The 21,250-nt window shown below is 54.4% G+C and carries 16 protein-coding genes and 1 pseudogene; 8 read left to right on the top strand and 9 right to left on the bottom strand.

Going from position 1 to position 21,250, the window contains the following annotated elements; translation table 11 throughout:
* Nucleotides 1-104 precede the first annotated feature (104 nt).
* Both AC2FFH_RS22395 and AC2FFH_RS22400 read left to right on the top strand, forming a co-directional pair.
* A complete protein-coding gene (locus tag AC2FFH_RS22395) occupies nt 105-1,271 on the top strand; it encodes a mechanosensitive ion channel family protein (RefSeq protein ID WP_496845366.1) in 1,167 nt (388 codons plus the stop codon).
* Nucleotides 1,271-2,884 carry a mechanosensitive ion channel family protein gene (locus tag AC2FFH_RS22400; RefSeq protein WP_496845367.1) on the top strand — a complete coding sequence of 538 codons (1,614 nt, stop codon included), beginning with the start codon at nt 1,271-1,273 and terminating at the stop codon, nt 2,882-2,884. Before AC2FFH_RS22395 ends, AC2FFH_RS22400 begins: the two co-directional genes overlap by 1 nt.
* 105 nt (nt 2,885-2,989) lie before the next feature.
* Here AC2FFH_RS22400 and AC2FFH_RS22405 read toward each other — a convergent pair whose 3' ends face one another.
* The gene (locus AC2FFH_RS22405; RefSeq protein ID WP_496845368.1) at nt 2,990-4,936 is read right to left on the bottom strand and encodes a DUF3604 domain-containing protein; all 1,947 of its coding nucleotides are present in this window, start codon (nt 4,934-4,936) and stop codon (nt 2,990-2,992) included.
* Nucleotides 4,937-5,189: 253 nt separating this feature from the next.
* Between AC2FFH_RS22405 and AC2FFH_RS22410 the strand changes: the two are divergent.
* Nucleotides 5,190-6,626 (top strand): annotated as a pseudogene (locus tag AC2FFH_RS22410) (arylsulfatase).
* A gap of 249 nt (nt 6,627-6,875) precedes the next feature.
* Nucleotides 6,876-8,270 (top strand): alpha/beta fold hydrolase, encoded by a 1,395-nt coding sequence (locus AC2FFH_RS22415; RefSeq protein ID WP_282169975.1) that lies wholly within the window; start codon nt 6,876-6,878, stop codon nt 8,268-8,270.
* Between the two features lie 427 nt (nt 8,271-8,697).
* Here the strand turns inward: AC2FFH_RS22415 and tcuB are convergent, their stop codons facing one another.
* From tcuB to AC2FFH_RS22430, 3 genes are read right to left on the bottom strand one after another with little or no spacing between them, the layout of a single operon-like run.
* Complete coding sequence (gene tcuB, locus AC2FFH_RS22420; protein ID WP_496770753.1) at nt 8,698-9,777, bottom strand: tricarballylate utilization 4Fe-4S protein TcuB; 1,080 nt, start codon at nt 9,775-9,777, stop codon at nt 8,698-8,700.
* Complete coding sequence (gene tcuA / locus AC2FFH_RS22425) at nt 9,767-11,161, bottom strand: FAD-dependent tricarballylate dehydrogenase TcuA (protein WP_496770755.1); 1,395 nt, start codon at nt 11,159-11,161, stop codon at nt 9,767-9,769. Before tcuA ends, tcuB begins: the two co-directional genes overlap by 11 nt.
* Before the next feature lie 11 nt (nt 11,162-11,172).
* The gene (locus AC2FFH_RS22430; protein ID WP_496770757.1) at nt 11,173-11,853 is read right to left on the bottom strand and encodes a GntR family transcriptional regulator; all 681 of its coding nucleotides are present in this window, start codon (nt 11,851-11,853) and stop codon (nt 11,173-11,175) included.
* A gap of 78 nt (nt 11,854-11,931) precedes the next feature.
* Here AC2FFH_RS22430 and AC2FFH_RS22435 point away from each other — a divergent pair, with 78 nt between their 5' ends.
* Nucleotides 11,932-12,996: an AbrB family transcriptional regulator gene (locus tag AC2FFH_RS22435; protein ID WP_496845369.1), complete on the top strand. Its 1,065-nt coding sequence runs from the start codon at nt 11,932-11,934 to the stop codon at nt 12,994-12,996.
* Here the strand turns inward: AC2FFH_RS22435 and AC2FFH_RS22440 are convergent.
* The 5 genes from AC2FFH_RS22440 to AC2FFH_RS22460 form a co-directional block, all read right to left on the bottom strand.
* The gene (locus AC2FFH_RS22440; RefSeq protein WP_496845370.1) at nt 12,965-13,945 is read right to left on the bottom strand and encodes a D-2-hydroxyacid dehydrogenase family protein; all 981 of its coding nucleotides are present in this window, start codon (nt 13,943-13,945) and stop codon (nt 12,965-12,967) included. The genes AC2FFH_RS22435 and AC2FFH_RS22440 overlap by 32 nt on opposite strands.
* Nucleotides 13,946-13,959: 14 nt before the next feature.
* Nucleotides 13,960-14,178 carry a hypothetical protein gene (locus AC2FFH_RS22445; RefSeq protein WP_496727373.1) on the bottom strand — a complete coding sequence of 73 codons (219 nt, stop codon included), beginning with the start codon at nt 14,176-14,178 and terminating at the stop codon, nt 13,960-13,962.
* 51 nt (nt 14,179-14,229) lie between these two features.
* Entirely contained in the window at nt 14,230-15,318 is a 1,089-nt protein-coding gene (locus AC2FFH_RS22450) for a 4-oxalomesaconate tautomerase (RefSeq protein WP_496727374.1), read from the bottom strand.
* Nucleotides 15,319-15,406: 88 nt separating this feature from the next.
* On the bottom strand, nt 15,407-17,437 hold the full coding sequence (locus tag AC2FFH_RS22455) for a tripartite tricarboxylate transporter permease (protein WP_496845371.1): 2,031 nt from the start codon (nt 17,435-17,437) through the stop codon (nt 15,407-15,409).
* Between the two features lie 79 nt (nt 17,438-17,516).
* A complete protein-coding gene (locus tag AC2FFH_RS22460) occupies nt 17,517-18,605 on the bottom strand; it encodes a tricarboxylate transporter (RefSeq protein WP_496727376.1) in 1,089 nt (362 codons plus the stop codon).
* Between the two features lie 139 nt (nt 18,606-18,744).
* On the opposite strand from AC2FFH_RS22460, the gene AC2FFH_RS22465 reads away from it, so the two are divergent.
* The 3 genes from AC2FFH_RS22465 (at nt 18,745) to AC2FFH_RS22475 (ending at nt 21,218) form a co-directional block, all read left to right on the top strand.
* A complete protein-coding gene (locus AC2FFH_RS22465) occupies nt 18,745-19,413 on the top strand; it encodes a response regulator transcription factor (RefSeq protein WP_496770781.1) in 669 nt (222 codons plus the stop codon).
* Between the two features lie 53 nt (nt 19,414-19,466).
* Nucleotides 19,467-20,777 carry a sensor histidine kinase gene (locus AC2FFH_RS22470; protein ID WP_496845372.1) on the top strand — a complete coding sequence of 437 codons (1,311 nt, stop codon included), beginning with the start codon at nt 19,467-19,469 and terminating at the stop codon, nt 20,775-20,777.
* Nucleotides 20,778-20,933: 156 nt separating this feature from the next.
* Nucleotides 20,934-21,218 (top strand): hypothetical protein, encoded by a 285-nt coding sequence (locus tag AC2FFH_RS22475; protein ID WP_496770786.1) that lies wholly within the window; start codon nt 20,934-20,936, stop codon nt 21,216-21,218.
* Nucleotides 21,219-21,250: the final 32 nt, after the last annotated feature.

Here is a 21,250-nt window from a genome sequence, read left to right on the forward strand (position 1 = left end):
CTTGGCGGTTACGATGAGCCAGAAACCCTCTCTTATCAAATCTACTTAAACTGTCCCATTGGTGCTGACGTCAGACAAATCTTATAAATGCAGTCGTAGATGAGATGATTGTTGCCGACGATCTCGAGATCCTACTTGTTCCCTTAACCGCGGAAGAGCTTTCCCAGATCGCTGGTACTTGGCAGAGTTATGTGCGCTCGCGGCTCGAAGAAGTCGCGCAGGTAAACTTGCAACTTCGGTCGGCGAGCGGAACTCGGGAAGACAGCTTGCGATCTCAGTTGTCCTCCTTGAACGACTCTGGATCAGACATTCTCAACAACTATCGCCTGGTGCTCGACGCATGGACCCTGAAAGGCGCAAAGGCGGAAGAACTAGAACCCCATACTGACTATATTCTCGCATTGAAAACAGGAGCCCTAAAAACAACCGATCTTCAAACACTTTTTCAGAACGCTTGGGCGTGGTTGTTCTCGTGGGATGGGGGCGTTGGCCTGCTGATGGCTGGTTTGGGCGTTTTATTGGCAGTTTGGGCCATGATGTTCATTGCTCGAATGGTGCGTCGGGTCACTGAACGGGGTCTGAATAAAATTCCAACTATCTCCAGAATGCTGAAACGCTTCATTGCCACCGCCGTGTACTGGGCCGTTTTCGTCCTTGGTATACTCGTCGTTTTAGCTTTGTTCGGAGTTAACGTTACACCGCTTTTTGCCGTGCTCGGCGGTTTGTCGTTCATCCTAGGTTTTGCATTGCAGGAAACGCTGGGAAACCTCGCAAGCGGTCTGATGATCATGGTTCTCAAGCCATTCGACACTGGCGACTATATCCAAGTAGGCGGCTCTTCTGGGTTTGTGGATGAGATGTCGGTGGTTTCAACCAAGATCAGAACATTCGACAACCAGATTATTATAGTTCCCAACAGCAAGATTTGGGGGGATGTCATTACCAACGTAAGCGCATCCGAAGAACGTCGGGTCGATCTGGTCTTTGGTATCGCCTATTCGGACAACGCTGCCCAAGCAATTGAAGTGCTCAAAGACTTAGTTGCGCGTCACCAGCTTTGTCTGAAGACACCAGAACCAGAAATTTTCGTGGGTGAGTTGGGAGACAACTCCGTCAACATCTTTTGCCGTCCATGGTCCAAGTCAGATGACTATTGGACCGTCTATTGGGACCTAACCGGTCAAGCAAAAGAGAGGTTTGATGAAGAAGGTATATCTATACCATTCCCGCAACGCGATGTGCACATAATCCCCGCAGAAGGAGCAAAATAATGAGGGCTCTTACACTTTGGTTACTGCCACTTCTATTCGTCTGCGGTGTCGCGTTTGCTCAGTCTGAAGAAATCCTCGCACTAACTGAAGAGAGAGATGATCCCGAGTTTATTGCGCCGGTAATAGTGGATGGTGAAGAATTGTTCTTGGTACGCGGGTCAAGTGCGTTGCCCGCAACCGAACGAGCGAGAAAGATTGAGGAGCGGATCGCTCAAGTCGCCGATGCATCCACGAAAGCTTCAGTTCAGCTTGAGATTTCGGACGCCGAATTTGGGAAAATGATACGCGTTGACGGGCAGATGGTTACGATAACCACCCAAGCTGATGCTGAGCACGAACAAATGGCTATTGAAGTTCTGGCTGGGCTTCAAGCTGAGGCGATTGAGCTTGCAATTCTTCAATACCGAGATGCTAGGTCCAATGAAGGCAGAGTAGATAGTGCGATGGCTGCATTTGCTTGGACGGCAGTCTTTGCCCTCGTTTCGTATGCGTTTTTTGCGAAGCGACGGAAGCTATTGGGCTACATCAGAAACAACTTGGAAAAGAGAGCTGAAGGCGTCGAGGAAGCCACCAAATCAATCTTGAGAAGCCGGGCAATCGCGTCGATTATAGTCTATTCGATCCACATATTGATGTGGGTCCTGTTTCTGTTCTTTTTCTACTACTACCTTTCATTGGTGCTACTCTCCTTTGCTGAAACACAGGGCATAGCCCAGATCCTCTTGAAGTACGTCAGCGAGCCGCTCGTAACTGTCGTTTTGGCAATTGTTGGATACGTCCCCAACCTGATCATGCTCGCAATCATCGCAGCTGTGACACGGTTGGCAATTCGCGGCCTCGACTTGTTCTTTGAAAACCTTGAAAATGGTGCTTTCGAACTCAAAGACTTTGAAGATCATTGGATCGCTCCAACCAAGATGTTGTTCAGAGCTTTGGTCATCGTCATCGCGCTGGTGTTTGCCTACCCGTATATCCCTGGTTCCGATTCCCGAGCCTTTCAGGGCTTGACGATTTTGGCGGGTATCATGGTTTCGCTCGGTTCGAACACAGTTGTTTCAAACATGATGGCCGGCCTTTTTGTCATCTACAGGCGCAGTACCAACGTCGGTGATCGCATTCAGGTTGGCGACAAGATTGGGGATGTAACCGAGATCAAGTTAATGGAAACACTCATTAAATCGATAAAGAACGAGATGATAAGCATTCCAAATGCACAGCTGCTCAATTCCGAGGTCGTAAATTATTCGCGCAAAGTGGATGGCCGAGGGCTGTTGGTCCACACGACAGTAGGGATCGGATACGAGGAGCCACCAAAGAAGATAAAAGCGATGCTGATAGAGGCAGCTCATCGAACTCGAGGGTTAAGAAAGGCTCCTGAACCTTTTGTGCTTTGGACGCAGCTGGCTGATTATGCAATAAATTATGAGGTCAACGCATACACTTCGCGCGGATCGAGCCTGCCCAAGATTTTGTCCGATTTGCGCGAAAACATTGTCGATGTGTTTAATGAAAACGGAACACAGATCATGACACCGTCTTACATTGCAGACCCGCTGGAACCCAAAGTTTCGACAGAAGAATGGGACGGCAAGCTTGCTCATCACGTTGAATAAACCGCATTCAGCCCTAAGCGGACGTTCGCATGAACGCATTAGCCTACTGTTGCTGCGACAGGAACTGCCGGGCTTTTACCGCAACGACGTCGGATTAGGTATTTTTCAGTTCTCGGGCGTATACCAAATTGGCGAAGTGTACGCGCGTTCCTGCGTTGACGTGGGAACCTCCGCGGGAAGTTCGTCTCCGAACCGAACAGCATCGTAAATTGTCCACCTCGGTGTGGGAATTTCCAAGACTCGGGCATAGAAGAAAGCCCGTACTAAAGGATCGAACTCAGGGTCTGTCCAAACAGTGATCAGCTCTGGAGACCCTATGGAATTGGTAAACGTGCCCGTTGCAACATCCACGGTGTTCCCCACCGCTGGCAGGTTGCCGTCCGCATCGGGTTCTCGGTCTCCCGACCAAGCCACGTCATAGACCCGCTCTACAGTTTCGCCGCTGGAATTTAGCCAACCTTTCACAATCTGAACACGGTCGAGATTGCCGGAGAACGGATCTTTCAGCGCAGCAACCAAGAAGGTTGGGGCGTCCGCGCCTTCTGTCGCGTCTGCGAGGTCCCCACCCATCGGAACGCCTTTTTCATATCCTATTTCTGCGGGCAAACGAGACCTTGCATCAGCTTCCGTAAAGTCCCAACCACCAAAGAAACGAACCGCGATGCGACTACCGGTTGTCCCGTAAACTTCTTTCCGTTCCATGGCGTCGAATATGGCTTCGCGTGTGTTGTCCTGAGCCCAGACCGCTGCATAGCCAGAGGCTGCCATTTCCCACCCGAGAATCCTCAAGGCATCGAACTCGCCAACGACATGTTGCCAACGGCCGGGTTCTGGTTCGACGCCAGAGTGTTTGCCAAAGAAATTGTCTTCTTCCGCTGTTGCCAAAGCCGTATGGCTGTCGGTAGAGCCCACCACGCCAAATTTATACGGATTAGTACCCAGCTGAGCCTCTAGTTTAAGACCGTTCTTCAAGGCCTCACGGGCATACTCGTATTGGAGCATCCAGTCTTCCTTGGGCGTTGGGCCGAGGTTGGATTTATCCCAAGTTTCATAGTCTGCGAATTCATCGTTTGGGCTTAAAAACGGGTGCGTTTCTCCGTCACCTTTGATTTGGGTGATCTCATACATCGGCTCCCACTTGGCACGCCGCTCTGCGTAATCCGCCGTCAACGGTTCACCCGTTTCAGGGTTTGTCTCAACCGGAAACATCAGGCCGTTGGAAACGTTGCCGTTGTGGGCAAGGGCCAGTACACGACCGCCAGTCTCTTGCTCATATGTTTCCATCCAGTCCCATAGCCGTTCTGGATTGAAGGTTTCCGCGGTTGTGAAGGGCAGCATTTGCCGAGCGCGAATGGCATCATCCCGGTAGATCACGTTACGATGGAGGTTGTTTCCAGCTTCGGTGGACGTCCACTCGTATCCGATGAACGCAGTGAATGTGCCGGGCGCGTTGTGATGATCCGCAGTTTGCGTGAACTCGTCCCACACGGATTGTACAAACCTGCGATCTGAAACAGCCTCGGGAAGTGCCTCGCCGGTGATGCCAGCAAAGGTTTCAATGACTTCCATAGTCGCTCCAAGTGCAACGTCTCCGCCCGCATTAAGCCGTTCGCTCCAGTCTCTGAGCGTTGCATCGCGCATCAGCGTGGAGTTTCCCGCGATGATTTCATTCATTGCACCCATGGCATCAGAATGATCGGATACAACAAGCCAGTCGAGCGGACGCGATAACTTCACACGGAGGCCATGCGATGTGGTGACTTCCTCACCACGTGCAAACCTATAGGCATCGTCGGGGCTCAGAATGACGCCAAATCCGCGCGCATCGAGCGAATTTGACGTGTGCAGGTGAGTGTCACCCCACAGAGGTCGTGTAGGAAAGTCTCGACCTGCATAAGGTGAGAAATCAGCAGGCGCGGGCTCGCGCATATCATCAACCGATATGGTCATCTCTCCGACTTGCCCCCCTTGTGCGGCCTCTTGAGCATTTGAAGAACTTGATATGAATGCTGCAGAAACTATTGCTGTCGATGTCGTCAGAAAAAACTTCATTTGAACCTCCCAGCCGCGCTGAATGCCAGCCTATGCCAACATCTGATCTGACTGTTCGTCAAGGAAAACAACGGTTTTTCTTAGATGAGCTCAGAAGATCTCAGGAGAGGCTCGACTAGCCCGGGGCCGCAGCTTCACCCTTACCTCTGGCGCTCAGCCACGGTGAAAAAGCACCGCAATGAGACGACGTTATTGACGACTGGTGACTTGGTTCGTCAGTCTTGAGCTCGTGATCTTGATTGGAGGCGATATCATGAAGTGGTTATTGCGAACATTCCTACTGTCCTTATCTCTTCTATTTTCCTCAGCTGCTTCAGCACAGGACAAACCCAACATCGTATTCATATTTCTTGATAATTTTGGCTGGGGTGAACCCGGATTCAACGGTGGGGGCATTATCCGCGGTACAGCGACTCCCGAGATGGACGCCCTGGCAGCGGAAGGATTACGACTCACGAACTTCAACGTGGAAAGCCAGTGCACGCCGTCCCGTGCAGCGACCATGACAGGACGGTACGGCGTTCGGAGTGGCAACCATACAGTCCCTCTTGGAGGTGGCGTCTACGGTCTGACTCAGTGGGAAATCACGATGGCCGAGATGCTGAAGGAGGTAGGATACAACACGACCATGTACGGCAAGTGGCATCTTGGATGAACCGAAGGGCGCTATCCAACGAATCAAGGATTCGACGAGTTTTACGGCGTTGAGACCACTGACGTTACAGTCTGGCGCACGCTTCCGGGTTTTGCCGATGCCAACATGGAAGAGCCTGTAGTGATGCAGGGTGTTGCAGGCGAGCCAGCAACCATCGCTCAAGACTACGATCTGGACTATCGCGGCGAAATAGATGGCGACCTGACGAAAAAGGCCATCGAGTTTATCGAAGCGAAGAGTGCCGAAGACGCGCCGTTTTTCATCTATCTTGCTTATACTCAGACCCACTATCCAAACATCGCGTCCGAGGAGTTCGAAGGCGCCACTGGAAACGGCGTCTGGGCCGACATTCTGCTTCAAACAGATAGCTATATCGGACGTATTGTTGATGCGATTGAGGCGGCAGGCGTTTCCGACGACACCGTGGTGATATTTACTGCTGACAACGGCCCCGAAGCTCTTCCGGTTGGGAACGCCAACGTCTCGCCAGTTCCTGCGGTACATGGTACGGCCGGGCCTTGGCGCGGTACTCTGTTCACCAGCCTCGAAGGAAGCATGCGTGTACCCTTTGCAATCAAGTGGCCGGGGAAGATCCCTGCCGGTTCTGAAAGCAACGATGTTGTCCACTCAATGGATCTCTATCCGACACTTGCGGCTTTCGCAGGAGGCAAGGTGCCTGATGACAGGGCTTTTGATGGTGTCGACCAGTCAAAGTTCTTTCTTGGTGACCAACCAAACTCAAACCGAGAAGGCGTGATCGTCTACATGGGTAAGCAGATATTCGGCGTAAAATGGAAGGATTGGAAAGTTCTTTTCAAAGAGAATACGACGGCTTTTGGTGCAACGGAGTCTTACGACACACCAAGGATCTACAACCTTTTGAATGACCCACACGAGCGTGAAAGCGTACTCTTCCCGCACACATGGGCGGCCGAAAAGGCGCTGCCGCAGTTGCAGGAGCACATTGCAACCTTCGAGGAATACCCGCCAATCCCACCAGGAACGCCTGATCCGTACGAACCAACCAAAAACTGAACGGCGGCTTTGTCCGCACAGTGGACATTCAAGCAAGTTGCAGCAAACGACCGGTATGCGGACAAACCCGCCGTTCCCTGAGAAAACGGATAGGCATACCTTTTTAATGATCGCTTCCACGGTCTTTGGTCAATTCGAGATCTTAGTTACCGATCATTCCACTGCACGTTTACAGTTATTAGGCATGTTGCCGGTTCTAACAGTCTATGAACGTGGTAGTGTTTTCGAGCCAACTTGCGGGAAGTAACCATGAGTCAACGTCGTCTTGCTGCAATTGTGTCTCTCGATGTCGTCGGCTTCAGTCGGATGATGCAGGGCGGCTCCAAGCTACTTCTCAAAACACTGAACACCTTGTACCGCGATTTGGTAACGCCGATCGTTGAGCAAAAATCTGGCCGGGTGGTCAAACTGTTGGGCGACGGAGCATTGATTGAATTTCCGTCAGCAGGAAACGCCCTAGAAGCGGCAATTGCGATCCAAACCGAGCTAAGAGAGCCAGACCATCCCTATTTGGTTCCGGAACGTATCCAGCTTAGAGCGGGTTTGCATGTCGGCGACGTCACCGTCGATGGCGACGATATCTTCGGAGACGGCGTCAACATCGCTGCGCGGCTCCAATCGGCAGCTGAACCCGGGGGCATTCTGGTCTCAAAGGTACTTTGTGATCTTGCCGGAGCGGACTATGCCAAACGTTTGCGCCGAGAAGGGCTTCACACGTTCAAAGGCATTGAACAGCCGATCGAAGTTTTGTCGATCAACTTCACCGATGAACATGTGTCCAAATCGCGCGCTAACTTCGCCAAAACACAGGAAATTCGTTATTGCAAAACTAACGACAACATTAGTCTGGCCTGGAGCTCAGTTGGGGACGGTCCTCCGGTCGTAAAGGCGCCAAGTTGGATTGGACACTTGGAACTTGACTGGCGCAATCCGGGGAAAGCTCCAATTTACACTTCCATCGCTCAACGACATCGTTTGGTCCGTTTTGATGCCAGGCTCAACGGTCTATCCGACTGGGATGCAGAAACTTGCACGTTCGAACGGTTCGTTGATGACTTGGAAACCGTTTTCGACGCAGCGGGTATCAAACGCGCGCCGATCCTTGCGATATCGCAGGGGTCCGCAGTGGCAGCTGCCTTCGCAGCGCGCCGACCTGACCGTGTGTCTGCGATCGTAATGATAGGTGGGTTCCCTATTGGTCGGGCAAAAAGAACGTCGCAAAAAGATGTGGAACGCGCCAACGCAATTAAGCAAATGATGACTGCCGGGTGGGATGATGATTATCCGTCTCTGCGTGATTTAATGGCGCAAATCATCGTGCCGGGCGCGAGCCAAGAAGAACGGCGGCAATATGCCGAAGATATGCGCAAGATGATTTCACCCGAAAACATGGGGCGGTATCGCGGCGTGATTGATAACATCGATATCACACCGATATTGTCCGAGGTCGAAGTGCCGTGCCTTGTTTGTCATGGGACGAGTGACAGGATGCAGCCGGTCGAACAAGGACGGTTGTTTGCAAAAGGATTACCCAACGCGAAGTTCATCGCCTACGAAAGCTCGAACCATACCATCCCTGACAACGACCCGGAATGGCCGCGTTTTGAGAGGGACGCCTTGGCTTTCTTGGCTGAACACAGCTGAATTATTGCTCCAAGTGCCTTCGGGTCTGGCGCTATTTCTCTCAAAACAAATGCAACAAGAGTACTTCGCCAGATTAATGGAACACAGAGTTGCGATAAATGCAGTCAGGCTCTCCTACGCCCAAGACGTCGAGGGAGAGTCGGTGGTCTTTGTTCATGGATAGAATGCGGATCATCGGGTTTGGGATGCGCACCGTGATTTAATCGCCCCACATCCGATGCAGCTTCCCGCGAAAGTAGACGTTCAAGCAAGTTGTCGCGAATGTCTGCAACGCGGACAAAGCTGCCTTTCGTGTCGATGTTGTCAATCACAGCAAACAGACCCATTCCAGACGTTGACCGCAACCCGGGGTGCTGGAACGAAGACTGCAAGGGCGTCAAAATGCGCTTGAATTGCGACTTTTTAATCCCTTGGCGGTGGATGTTTGCTAGCAACCAAAGGACAATTCTCTCTTACGCTGCGCGTCTCTGATCAAAGCTGCAAGTCGATAGAAGCCATGAGCCATCTTGGTGTATGGTACGAGCAGGAAGAACGTCAGAACCGAGCCAAGGTGGATGGCAAGCAGCGCGGGCATCAGAGCAGTTGAACCGAGGACGTAAAGGACCAGCCCGCTCAGCCCGACAAAGCCGAGCAATAGGACGAAGCCGATTTCGCCGCCCCATGCAGACGGGTCGCCAAGCTCGCGATCCGACTTTTGCTTGAGCAGAACCATGGCTGCACAACCTAATGTCAGCAAAATACCACCGGAAACGCCGAAGAGTTTTGGCAGAGACCAGAACCCGTAGGGCGCGTGCAACCCGAACCCGTAGTGCATAACCGTCGCCACCGAGGTCGACGCAAAGCACAGCAGGAAGCCGTACATGATGGCGTGGTGAATGTGGCGTCGGGCCTGACTGAAGCGGTCTTCGTCCTCGAAATTGCAACCCTCGCCGTGGCCTGCGGCCAAGTCTTGCATATTGCCAGCGCGTTTGAACGCAACTGTCAGATCAGACATTTGGATGGGTTTGCCACCGACCTCCGCCCAATAGCGCCTCAGGCTGATAGCCAAGCTAAAGAGTGGCAACAAGAATGCCGGCGCAAAGATTGCGACCATCGCATTGTGGGACAGGACTGCATAAAACCCCTCTCCTCCGCTGGAACCGATAACGCGAATTGCCCAGAACAGCAGGGCAAAACCGATGACCAGGGCCAGCGCGATCGCGCCACCATGCGTATGGAACCGCCGCGCCAAAGGCTGCGGCCAAGCAAAGCTTTCCCAACTGTCCCGCCGCACTTCAGCGAGAGCTTTCGGCAGGTTTAGGTCAAACTCGTGCGGTGCCGTATACTGACAAGCGTAGTAACACCCTCTGCAGTTGTGGCACAGGTTGGCCAGTTGCGTGATGTCTCCATCCGAGAACGCGCGTTCCGCGTGCAGCGACGGGAAGACCGAACAATAGCCCTCGCAATAGCGGCAAGCGTTACAAATCTCGGCCTGACGGCGGGCTTCTTGGATAAGTTCAGTTTGCATAAGCAGCGGCCTCACGTCCTGCGATGCGTCCAAAAACGGTTCCGATGGTCATGCCGAAACCGGCCAGATACCCCTGCCCCAGGATCGACCCGGCCATGGTCTCGCCGGCGGCCCAAAGGCTTTTGATCTTTCCGTTGGCGGTCGAACATTGCGCTGTGTCGTCGACCTTCAGGCCCAGATAGGTGAAGGTCACACCGGTGCGCAGCGAATAGCCATAAAACGGAGGCTCGGTGATCGGACGCGCCCAGTTCGTCTTGGGCGGCGTCAGACCCGAGGTCGTGACCCCGTCCAACTCAGTCGGATGGAATCCACTGGTATCGCCGCATGCTTCGTTGAATTCTGCAACGGTCGCCTTCAGCTTGTCGGCGGGCAGATCCATCATTGCAGCCAGTTCTTCCAGGGTGTCCGCCTTCAGTGGTGGAAAGACCGACGGCATAAACAGGTTCAGCGACTTAGCATCGATGATCACATAGCCAACTTGATCCGGTTGGGCCGCCACCAGACGTCCCCAGATCGCATAGCGCTTGGGCCAAACGTCTTCGCCCTCGTCATAAAACCGCTCGGCATTCTTGTTCACGACGATTGAAAACGGCACACAGTCCAGGCGGGTGACGATACCGCCATCGAACTTCGGCGCGCGCCCGTCAATGGCGACGGCGTGGCACTGGGTCGGATCGCCGACGCTGTCCACACCTTGATCCAACAGATCGGACAGAACCACACCACGGTTATAGGGTGTGCCCCGGATCAAGAAGTTCTTGGCAGGCTCACCCCATGCACGGGTCAGCCAATCGGTGTCGGCCTGAAACCCACCTGAGGCAACGATGACAGCTTTGGGCGTGATGCGATGAGATTGGCCCTCATAGGTGTAATCGACCCACTCGATCCGATCACCGTTCAACTCCAGATGCGTGACAGCAGCTTCGTACAGAACATCGACACCCAGACCCGCCGCAGTTCGGTAATAGGCGTTCACCAGAGACTTCCCGCCCCCCATGAAGAAGGCGTTGGTCCGCGCCAGTGACAGGGTCCCGGACAGGGATGGTTGGAACCTGACGCCGTGTTCTTCCATCCACGGAAGGCATTCCTCGGAGGTTCGGATCGCGAGGCGAGCAAGATGTTCGTCGGTTTTGCCGCCAGTGACCTTGAGCAGATCTTCAAGATACTCATCTTCACTGTATTCTTCGATCAGCGGGCCCAGAGGAGCGCCATGCATACAACGAAAATTGCGTGTATGGCGCGAGTTTCCACCACGATAGGCTTTTGGTGCCGTCTCGAGGATCAGAACACGGGCGCCTGCCTCGGCAGCAGTCATCGCGGCGCAGAGGGCAGCATTCCCACCGCCGATCACAGCGATATCATAAGCTTCCTTTTGGGTGGCCATATCCTGTCTACCTATTGATTTTTGTCGGTTGTCCGGTCGCGTTCTTGCAACGCCCGAATACGCATCCGTTGTGCAGCCTGAATATGCGCGCGCATTTCTGTTTCAGCCGCTGCGCCATCACGGGCCTTTAAGGCAGCCATGACGCGCTTATGCTCTGCCACTGCTGTCTCGGCCCGATCACCGTCCAGCAATTGCGATGGCCCAAGGATCAACAGCGCTTTTTGCAAAGACAACATAGACTTGGCAAGAAACCGGTTCTTTGCTGCGTCCAAAAGTGTGGCGTGGAAAATCCGGTTTATCCGAGCCGCTTCCGAACCGGTACCAGCCTCGGCCAAGCGAACATTCAAAACGCTCAGCTCGTCTAGCTCGACATCCGATGCAGCACGCGCTGCTAAACGGGCTGCAGTTCCCTCGAGCACCGCGCGCATCTCATAGAGTTCCATTACTTCGGCGTAATCGAGACAACGTACGGTTGCGCCCTGCCGTGGCACATGAGTTACTAGCCCGTCGGACTCCAACTGCCGGATAGCTTCGCGCACAGGGGTGCGACTGACGCCCAATCGTTCTGACAACTCAATCTCGCGCAGGCGTTCGCCAGGCTGAAGTGTGCCATCCCGAATCTCATCCAGCAGGTGTTGATACGCTGAATTGCCTTGTGGGCCAGGCTGATAGGGGTCGTCTTGAATGGTCATCGAGCGCTCACTTGTCTTTTTGCGTCCACTTGTATACATTTGGATACGTTGTGAGTCAATATTATCGAAAGCCGTGCCTTGCCCACCCAAAACAAAACACCCTCTTTCCTGACAAAGCGGGCCGTAACACTGGTCCTTGCGCTGTTGGGCACCGGAGTATTTTGGGCGTTGAACCTGCCGCTGCCCTTTCTATTCGGCCCAATGAGCGCGTGTCTGATCGCCGCCCTAGCGCATGCCCCTATGGAAGGTTTTGGTCAGATATCGGTTGCAGCGCGCACCATACTCGGCGTTGCAGTTGGGGCTTCGATTACCCCTGCCCTTTTTGTCGAATTGCCGAAGATGGCCGCGTCTATAGCACTGGTCCCGTTCTTTATCCTGCTGATCGCGCTGGTAGGCGTGCCATTCTTTCGCAAGATTTGGGGCTTTGACTCCACGACCGCGTTTTATGCTGCCATGCCAGGCGGATTGCAGGACATGATCATCTTTGGCGCCGAAGCAGGCGCCAACCCGCGTACGCTATCCCTGATCCACGGTACGCGCGTGCTGATCATCGTGACACTGGCCCCACTGTTTCTGACAGTGTTCTACGATGCCCAGCTCACCAACCCAATCGGAGAGCCTGCGCGCGACCTGCCAATACATGAGTTGGCGCTGATGGTACTGGCCGCCCTTATAGGCTGGAAAGGCGGTGAGAGGATCGGCTTGTTCGGGGCATCCATCCTCGGCCCAATGATCCTGACATCGGCTCTGTCACTGGGTGATTTCATTCATACCCGACCGCCGCGCGAGGCTATCCTTGCAGCGCAGTTCTTTATCGGGTGCGGGATAGGCGTGAAATTCGTAGGCGTCACTTGGGTTGAACTCCGCCGGGTGGTTGCAGCGGGCTTCGCCTATGTCATCGTCCTTGCCATCTTGGCCGCCGCTTTCACTGCTGTTGTCACCACGTTGGGGCTCGGTCAACCTGTCGAGGCATTTTTGGCGTTTGCCCCTGGCGGGCAGGCAGAGATGACGGTTTTGGCCATCGTATCTGGCGCGGATCTGGGCTTTGTCATAACGCACCACCTGACAAGGATTGTGCTGGTGATCATCGGCGCGCCCATAGCAGCCAACCTCATCCTGCGCTGGTCCAAACCTCGGGATTGATCATGTGAATGGGAGTGCCTTCAGCATAGGCGTTCACCTGATCGAAAATGTCGGAGAATTGCAGATCGAACTCGTCCTCGGTCACAAAACCTATATGTGGTGTCGCAATCAGGTTTGGGTGCGATAGCAACGGATCATTCGGGTCAATGAGCGGCTCGGAATCGAAGACATCAATTGCGGCCTTCCCCGGGCGACCGGCTTTCAGCGCGTCCAACAAAGCACCCGGAGCGATCAGCCCGGCCCGGGAGGTGTTCACAAACATCGCGCCCGGTTGCATCTGCGAGAAATCTGACGCTGTGATGATACCTTGCGTGTTGGGCTTCAGGCGGACGTGGACCGAGACAACATCGCTGTTGGCAAAGAACGCTTCACGGCTTGTGGCAATCTGCACGCCGTCGGCCTGCGCGCGTGCCCGGCCATCGTCCGAGGACCACCAGACCACATTCATCCCGAACGCCTCGGCGTAGTCAGCAACAGCGCGGGCGATACGGCCATATCCATACAGCCCCAGTTTCCTCCCCCTCAGGGTCTTGCCAACTCCGGCCTGCCAATGTCCGGTTTTGACCGAGGCCATCTGCGCAGGCAAATCGCGCATCCCCGCCATGATCAGCGCCCATGTCAGTTCGGCTGCGGCATATGAAGGCATGCCGCCATGCATGTTCGAACACAGCAGCACTCCGTTGTCCGAGCACGCCTGCACATCGACGTGTGGATATACACTGCGCTGACTGATCAACTTCAGGTTTGGGAGTTTTTCAACCAAATCGCGGGTGATCTTGGTGCGTTCGCGAAACAACACCAGCGCCTCAGCCTCCTGCAAGCGTTCAGCCAATTCGCTGGTATCATCAACATGATCTGTCCAGACCTTCACCTTATGGCCAGATAGCTTTTCAAAACAGGGCAGGCCCTGCAGTGTGTCAAACCAGTCATCCAGAATGTGTACTTTCATCGACTTTCTATACCCTACTCGGTGCTCAGATTTCTTGGCGTCGGCACAAAATGAAGTGTGTCGAGTGCTTCAAGCGCATTGCGAACCCGTTCACGTTGATCCAGCAAATGGTTGAATTGCTCGTCACACCCGGCAATCGGAGTCGGGTAGTCCGAGATATCCCTCCGCAGAGCCGCCTGCGCCAGCCTGAGTTCCTGACGCGCGATATCAAGGCATTCGGAATAGTCGTCCATCGTGATACCCTCATGATGTATACCATAGTATACCTAATGAGAATTGTCATTTCAACTGCCGTTCCACTCAGATTCCGGCACATAAACATGCCCGTCCGCCAATTTACGCGCAGTCCTCACCAGACCGGCAGAAATTACGTTGAACTCCCCGTCGTTCGAGAAGTCCACCAGAACGTCGATCTTGCCCGAGGCGTGCTCCAACACAACTTCAGCCGGGCTTGAACCCGGGCGATCAAGCAACCCGTCTGCGACGGTTCCGGGCGTCAAAGCGCAAGATGCCATGCATTGCGCACCCGTAACGGCCATTGTTGGGTGGGTTTTCCATGGCATGAAATACCGAACCGCAAGGGTTCCACCCTCTCTGGCGGGTGCCATCAGGCCGAATTTGGGAGTTACAGATTTCGATACGTCCCCCATACCCATCAGTTTCCCGGCTTCGATCCGTACTGCCTCCATCCGGTCAAAGAAAGCCCGGTTGGTATTAAGCTCTTCAACGCTTTCATACCCTGTCAGTCCGAAATCCGCTGCCCGGGCGATGGCCATTGGCATAGCGACATCCATGCAAGTCAGCTCGATCCCCTGCACTGTATCGCGCAAATTTCCTGTGGGTAGAAATGAACCTGTCGCCGAGCCCACAACGCCCATAAAGCTCAGTTGCACGGGTGCAGAATGACCGGGAACCCCCGCGATTTCCGCATCGCCCTCGTAGACCAACTCACCGCCCGGGGTCTGTACTTTTGCAACGACACGGGCACCCGTATTTACAGCGCGAATGCGGATTTCGGTCTCATCGCCGTTGGGCTGAAGCAATCCCATTTCGATCGCAGCTGGACCAACTCCGGAGAGGATGTTCCCGCAAGTTGGTTTAAAATCGACCAGTTTCTCATCAACAGAAACCTGCGCGAAGAAATAGTCGATATCCGCCCATTCGTCCTCGCTGACGGATAGCATCGCCACTTTGGTCGTCACTGCGTTACCACCACCGATCCCGTCGATGTTGAGCGCTTGTCCGGCCCCGAGGGCAGCAACCAGCACATCAGCCAGCTTGTCCCTATCTTCAGGCAGATCAGAGCGTCGAAAATAAGGCCCTCGGGAAGTGCCGCCGCGCATGAAGACATATGGGATTGCTGTCTGGGTCATTGCGAACCCTCCTTTACAAACCTTTGAAATTTCTGATTTCAGCGCTGCCCGACCCGTCAGATTGGCAGGCCAGGCATCCGTGGAGCGCCTACTTGAGTGGCCATGGCAGGTTCACCATGTCTTGCAGCAGACCCGGCGGGAAATCCCGGTTCAGGGCACCAGCCATGAAGCACATGAAACCGATGCCGCAGGCCGTCAGGAGCAGCGTCATCTGCCAGCTGGACCCGGCGCGAATGCGGAAGAATGCGATCAGGAACCCGATCAGGGCGAGGATGAACCCCACAACCCAGGTGGCCGCGATCAGACTTGCGAACCACGCGAGCGTTGACCAAAGTCCATGTGGCGCGCTTGCATCCTCGCCGGCAATTTCCTTGTCGGCAAAGATTGCATCCCCCTCGGGTCGCCGCATCATCTGGATCAACAGAATGACGCAGCAGAACAGCGACACGCTACCGATCACCAGCGGGATGATCTTGTCGGTCATATTGTGGTTAGGGATCATGTTGGCATTGACCAAAGCCACGATCAGATAGGCCATGATCACCAGCAAAAAGATCAGCGGCGCGCGCTTGCTTCCGGATTTGACCTCACCTTCGGCCATGATCATCTTAGCTTGGCGAATACCCAGAATGACCGAAACCACGGTAACCACGATCAGCACGATAACGATCGGGCTGAAGACATATTCCATCCCCTCACCAAAGCTTTTGCGGAAGCGGAAAGAGGCAATCTGGAACGCCTGGTTGGTGAACTTCTCAACCGGGTTCGACAGCACGAACCCAATCAGAAAGGCCGGTCGCGACCAGTCGAAACGGCGCAGGAAAATACCGATCAGGCCGATGACGAACAGGGCCAGCAGGTCTTCGAAGTTTTGACCGGACTGGAATGCCGCGAAGCTGATCAGCATGAACAGAAACGGCGCCAGATAGGTGAAACGGATTGTCGTCAGCTTGGCTATCCCACCCGAGGCCGCGATGCATAAGATGGTGCCCACCACGTTGGCGAGAGCCAGCAACCAGACAATCGAATAGGTGATGTCGAGATTATCCTTGAGCATGCTAGGACCGACCTCGATATCTCCGGATCCCAACAGTGCGACGGCGCCGATAAAGATCGCCATCGAACCCGAGCCGGGGATACCAAACAGTAGCGTTGGGACAAGCCCCCCGCCCTCCTTGGCATTGTTCGAGCTTTCCGGCCCGATGACGCCACGCACTTCGCCTTTGCCGAAGTTGCTTTTGTCTTTGGTCGATTGAACCGAATGGCCATAAGCGATCCAGTCAACAACCGAGCCACCAAGACCAGGAATGACACCGACAACCACGCCAATGATCGAACAGCGGACCGACAACCAGATGTTCGCAGCCCAGTCTTTGACCCCATCAAACCAACCAGCTCCTAGCAAAGCGCCCTTGGCAATGGATCGGTCTTGACGCAGCAGCGAGACGATTTCCGGCACCGCAAAGATACCCAAGCCAACGATGACCAATTTCAGACCGTCGGTCAGATAAGGAATGTCATAAGTGGCCATACGAAGTGAGCCGCCTGCATCCGCCTCGCCAATCGTGCCAACCATCAGGCCCAGCCCTGCGGCGGCGACACCCTTCAACGGGATACGCCCGGCGAGAATGGCGACCATCGACAAACCAAGAATGGTGATCATCAGCATCTCGGGCAGACCGAATGCCAGAACGATGGGCCGCGCGACCAAAATGAACATGGTCAGAAAAGTTGCGCCGACCAAGCCGCCAAACAGCGATGAAGCAAAGGCCGCTGACAATGCCCGCGCGGCTTCGCCTTTCTTCGCCATCGGGAAACCATCCAACACCGTAGCCTGCGAGGCAGAGCTACCTGGGATGCCCATAAGAACTGACGCGAAGGTGTCAGAGGTCGGCACAACGGCGACCATCCCGATCATCAACGCCAATCCAAGGATTGGGTCCATACCGAACATGAAAGGCAGCAATAGGGACAGACCAGCAATACCGCCAAGCCCAGGGAAAACACCTACGGCCAGTCCCATGACGACACCGAGAACAAGATATCCCAGAACGATAGGTTGCAGGATCAGACCCCACGCGTCACTAAGCGCAGGAACAGCTGTGGCGAAAGCCTCCATAGCGGCCGCCTTTCATAAATTGTCTTGTGTTTGGAAAAGCGCGCGCCCGACATTGGGGCACGCGCGGTGGTGTTTGGGCTTAGTTCAGCTCGACACCATAGGCTTCTTTGAGCCAGTTCAGAACGTAGGCTTTTGCGTTGTCGTCGACGTTTGTCGCGGTTTGCAATGCCGCTTTAGAGCCGTCACCTACGAACACTGGGTATTTGCCCACGCGCTTTGAGGAGATGTCGGCAAAGTCGCCGCGCTCCGTCACAGCCTGGAACGCTGCTGTGTATGCGTCGACCACTTCCTGAGGTGTATCACCCGGCAGGAAAGCCAGCTTCTGAACCGGGAACCCGGCTACAAAGAACGCTTTCCACGCATCCCATGCCTCGCCGCTGGTTTCACAGCCATCGGTGGCTTCGCACACTTCTTTGAAAGTCGGGATATCCGGGAAAGTCGGGTCGCGAACGATGTTGCCGTCTGCATCCAGAGCACCCCAGGTCATCATCGGAACAGCCTGACCGGATTCAACCAACGGGGCCGAACCACCCAAGTAGCCGGACGAGGTCTGATAATCGATATTGGCTTCGCCACGTTCGAACATCAGACGACCGTCTCCGCGTCCCTTGATGCCGAAGACCGGCTCGACATTCATGCCAAGCATTTGCCAGGCCAACAGCGGTACAAGGTCAAGACGCGTCGCACCCTGCGAACCGTAGATGAAGTTGGTGTCCTTCAGAGCATTCGCCGAGCCATCAAACTTCGCGCCATCCTCTGCGTTCAGGTAAGCAACGCCACCGGTTCCTGATGCCATGACAGGAATCCAGTCATTGTATTCATAGCGCACCCGCGGATCACTAAGCAGATATGGGAATTGAGTTGAACCGGAGGTGCCAAACAGCAGCGTACCGTCGTCATGGCTCTGCTCCTGGAACCAGTTCGCGCCCTTGGTCGAACCAGCGCCCGGCATGAATTTCACCACTACGGTCGGTTGACCCGGCAGCGCTTCGGACAGAAGCGGCGCAAAGAAGTTGGCCCATTTGGCAGACCCGCCGGTTTCCGAGAACGGGATGACCCATTCCACAGTCTTACCCGAGAAATCAACCTCGGCTGCGGCAGGTGCGGCGATACCGGCGGCGGCGATCAGCCCCACGACGGCGCGACGGGTGAAGTTGGAAATGGTCATTGGTTCCTCCCTGTTGACCAGACAACCACGTCAACGCCCTCGGCGCTACCGTGATCGCAAATAGAACTGTGGGGTTGATTCCCCCTCCCATCTGGCAATCATGGAGTGCCAACCTTGCGCGAAACTTGCAGGAGACCCGATGCGGATCGTCATCGTCGAAGACAACGAGACCCTCGCCAAAGCTATTGCATATCGCCTACGTGACCGGGGTCATGCAGCAGAAGTGCTTTTGGATGGCGATGAGGCTGACTTGTATCTTGCGCAAGAGGGCGCAGACTTAGTTGTTCTGGACATCAATTTGCCTGGACAGTCGGGACTGGAGATCCTGAAATCTCTTCGCAATCGTGGTGACGGCGTACCGGTGATCTTGCTTACGGCACGTGCCGAAACAAGCGACCGGGTTTCGGGGTTGGATATGGGCGCCGATGATTACCTGGTTAAGCCATTCGAAATGGACGAGTTGGAAGCACGCATCCGGGCGCTTTCTCGACGCAAAGAACTCGACTACGGCGCAATGGAGAGAATTGGTGGCCTGGAATTCGACCGCGCTGCCCGTCAGGTAAGTGTACAGGGCGAGGTTATGGATTTTCCGCGGCGGGAAATCGCGGTGCTTGAATGCCTGTTGGAACGCAGGGGCAGAATTGTTCCCAAAAGCCAACTAACGGATTACGTCTACGGCGTGGGTGCAGATGTCGAGTCTTCCGCCGTTGAGCCTCATGTATCGCGGCTGAGAAAACGTCTTCAAGATCTGGGTATTAGAATAAAGACAGCCCGTGGTCTGGGGTATCTGCTTGAGGTGCAGAAGTGATCAATCACGGCTCGCTCAGGTTAAGACTTTTCATTCTTATCCTAACCCCCTTGGTGTTAATTGCCGCTCTGCTTGGTCTTTGGCGCTTTATGATTGCGCAGAATACGGCTCAGGAATTGTTCGACGACAGCCTGTTATCTGCAGGTCTCGCAATATCGCGAGATGTTGCGATTTCGGGAGGTGATGCGCTGTCACCAACGACACGCAGCATGATCCGTGACGCATCAGGCGGAGAGATTTTTTACCACGTAACGGGCCCCGGCGGCATCTATGTGACAGGCTATGCCTACCCCCCGGCCGCCACCAACCCGTCTGATCAAGAGGTGTACAAGCCCCAGTTTTTCGAAGCGCTCTACCGCCAAGAACCAGTGCGCGTTCTTAAGATGACGGAACGCGTGACCATTGAAAATCTAATCGGAGATGCGACGGTTACAGTCTGGCAACGTATGGCGGATCGCAACGCCTTCGCCAATGAATTGTCAATCCGCGCAGGAATTCTAATGGGAATTCTGCTGGCCACCCTCGCCATTGTGGTGTGGTTCGGCGTCGCGCGCGGCCTTAGGCCCTTGTTGGATTTGCAGGACGCAATTGACCTGCGTTCACCAGATGACCTCAGTGAGATCAAGCGCCCTGTCCCAATCGAAGTTCAAGGTGTTGTCAGAACCCTGAACCGGCTTTTTGGACAGGTGGAAAAAAGTATCAACGCCCACCAAGTGTTTATATCCGAAGCTGCACATCAACTGCGGAATCCAGCGGCGGCCGTGCAGTCAATGGCCGAAGCGCTGCAGGATGCGAAAACGGATGACGACCGAGAAAAACGCATCTCAGAGCTTGTTGCAGCGGCTAAAAACTCAGCAACAGTCGCCGAACAGCTGTTGTCACTTGAGAGGCTCAGGCAGCCGACGCACCAAGACCAAATGGATAAAATTGACTTTCGTTCGGTCGTGGAAGAGGCCTGCGCTGAGATGGGAGTTCACATCCTCGCAAAAGGTATCGAGTTTGATGTCACGATGCCTGAGACGGCAGTCACTGTATCCGGCGATCGGGTCTTTCTGATTGAGGCTTTAAAGAACCTGCTGGACAACGCAGTCAAACACGGTGGCCCAGAGTTGAGCCAAATCTCAGTTGTGCTGCGGTGTGATAATAAATTCCTCAACCTAACCGTGGCGGATGACGGAGCTGGCCTTTCGCCAGACCAAAGCGAAGTCGCATTCAATCGGTTTTCTCAGTTGGAGTATTCCGAGGGCAGCGGATTGGGGTTATCAATCGTCTCTGCAGTGGCGCAGCGCCACGGAGGAATTGTCGAAATCAACCGAGTCGAAAGAGGAGCTAGCATTACGCTTGAGCTTCCCATAGTCCTGTAAGCTGTTTCTAATTTCACTCGGAACCCAAAACCAGTCAAAGTCAACGCGAGTTTTTGCGATTGCTGCGAAAGTCAGGTTTTCGCCCTGAGCGAAGAACGCAGCTCTCAAAATCTGTATCTATGTCGTCTTTGGGCTCAACCTGTGCTTCACCCCAACATGTCGAGGCTCTATCACTCCAAAGTCAGCGATCTTGCCAACGCCCTCAATGAGCCCGACGTACGCAGCGAAGCTGCTGAGGCGCTGCGCGCTCTGATCGACAAAGTGCTGCTGACACCTTCTGAAGATGGATATGACATTGATCTGCATGGAGATCTTGCCGGCATCCTCGCCTTAGCGTCTGACAAAAAAGCAAAAACCGCCCAAGCCGACATGGCTGAGGCGGTTTCGCAATTATCGTTGGTTGCGGGAGTAGGATTTGAACCTACGACCTTCAGGTTATGAGCCTGACGAGCTACCGGGCTGCTCCATCCCGC

The sequence above is a fragment of the Ruegeria sp. YTSC003 genome (assembly GCF_059609785.1).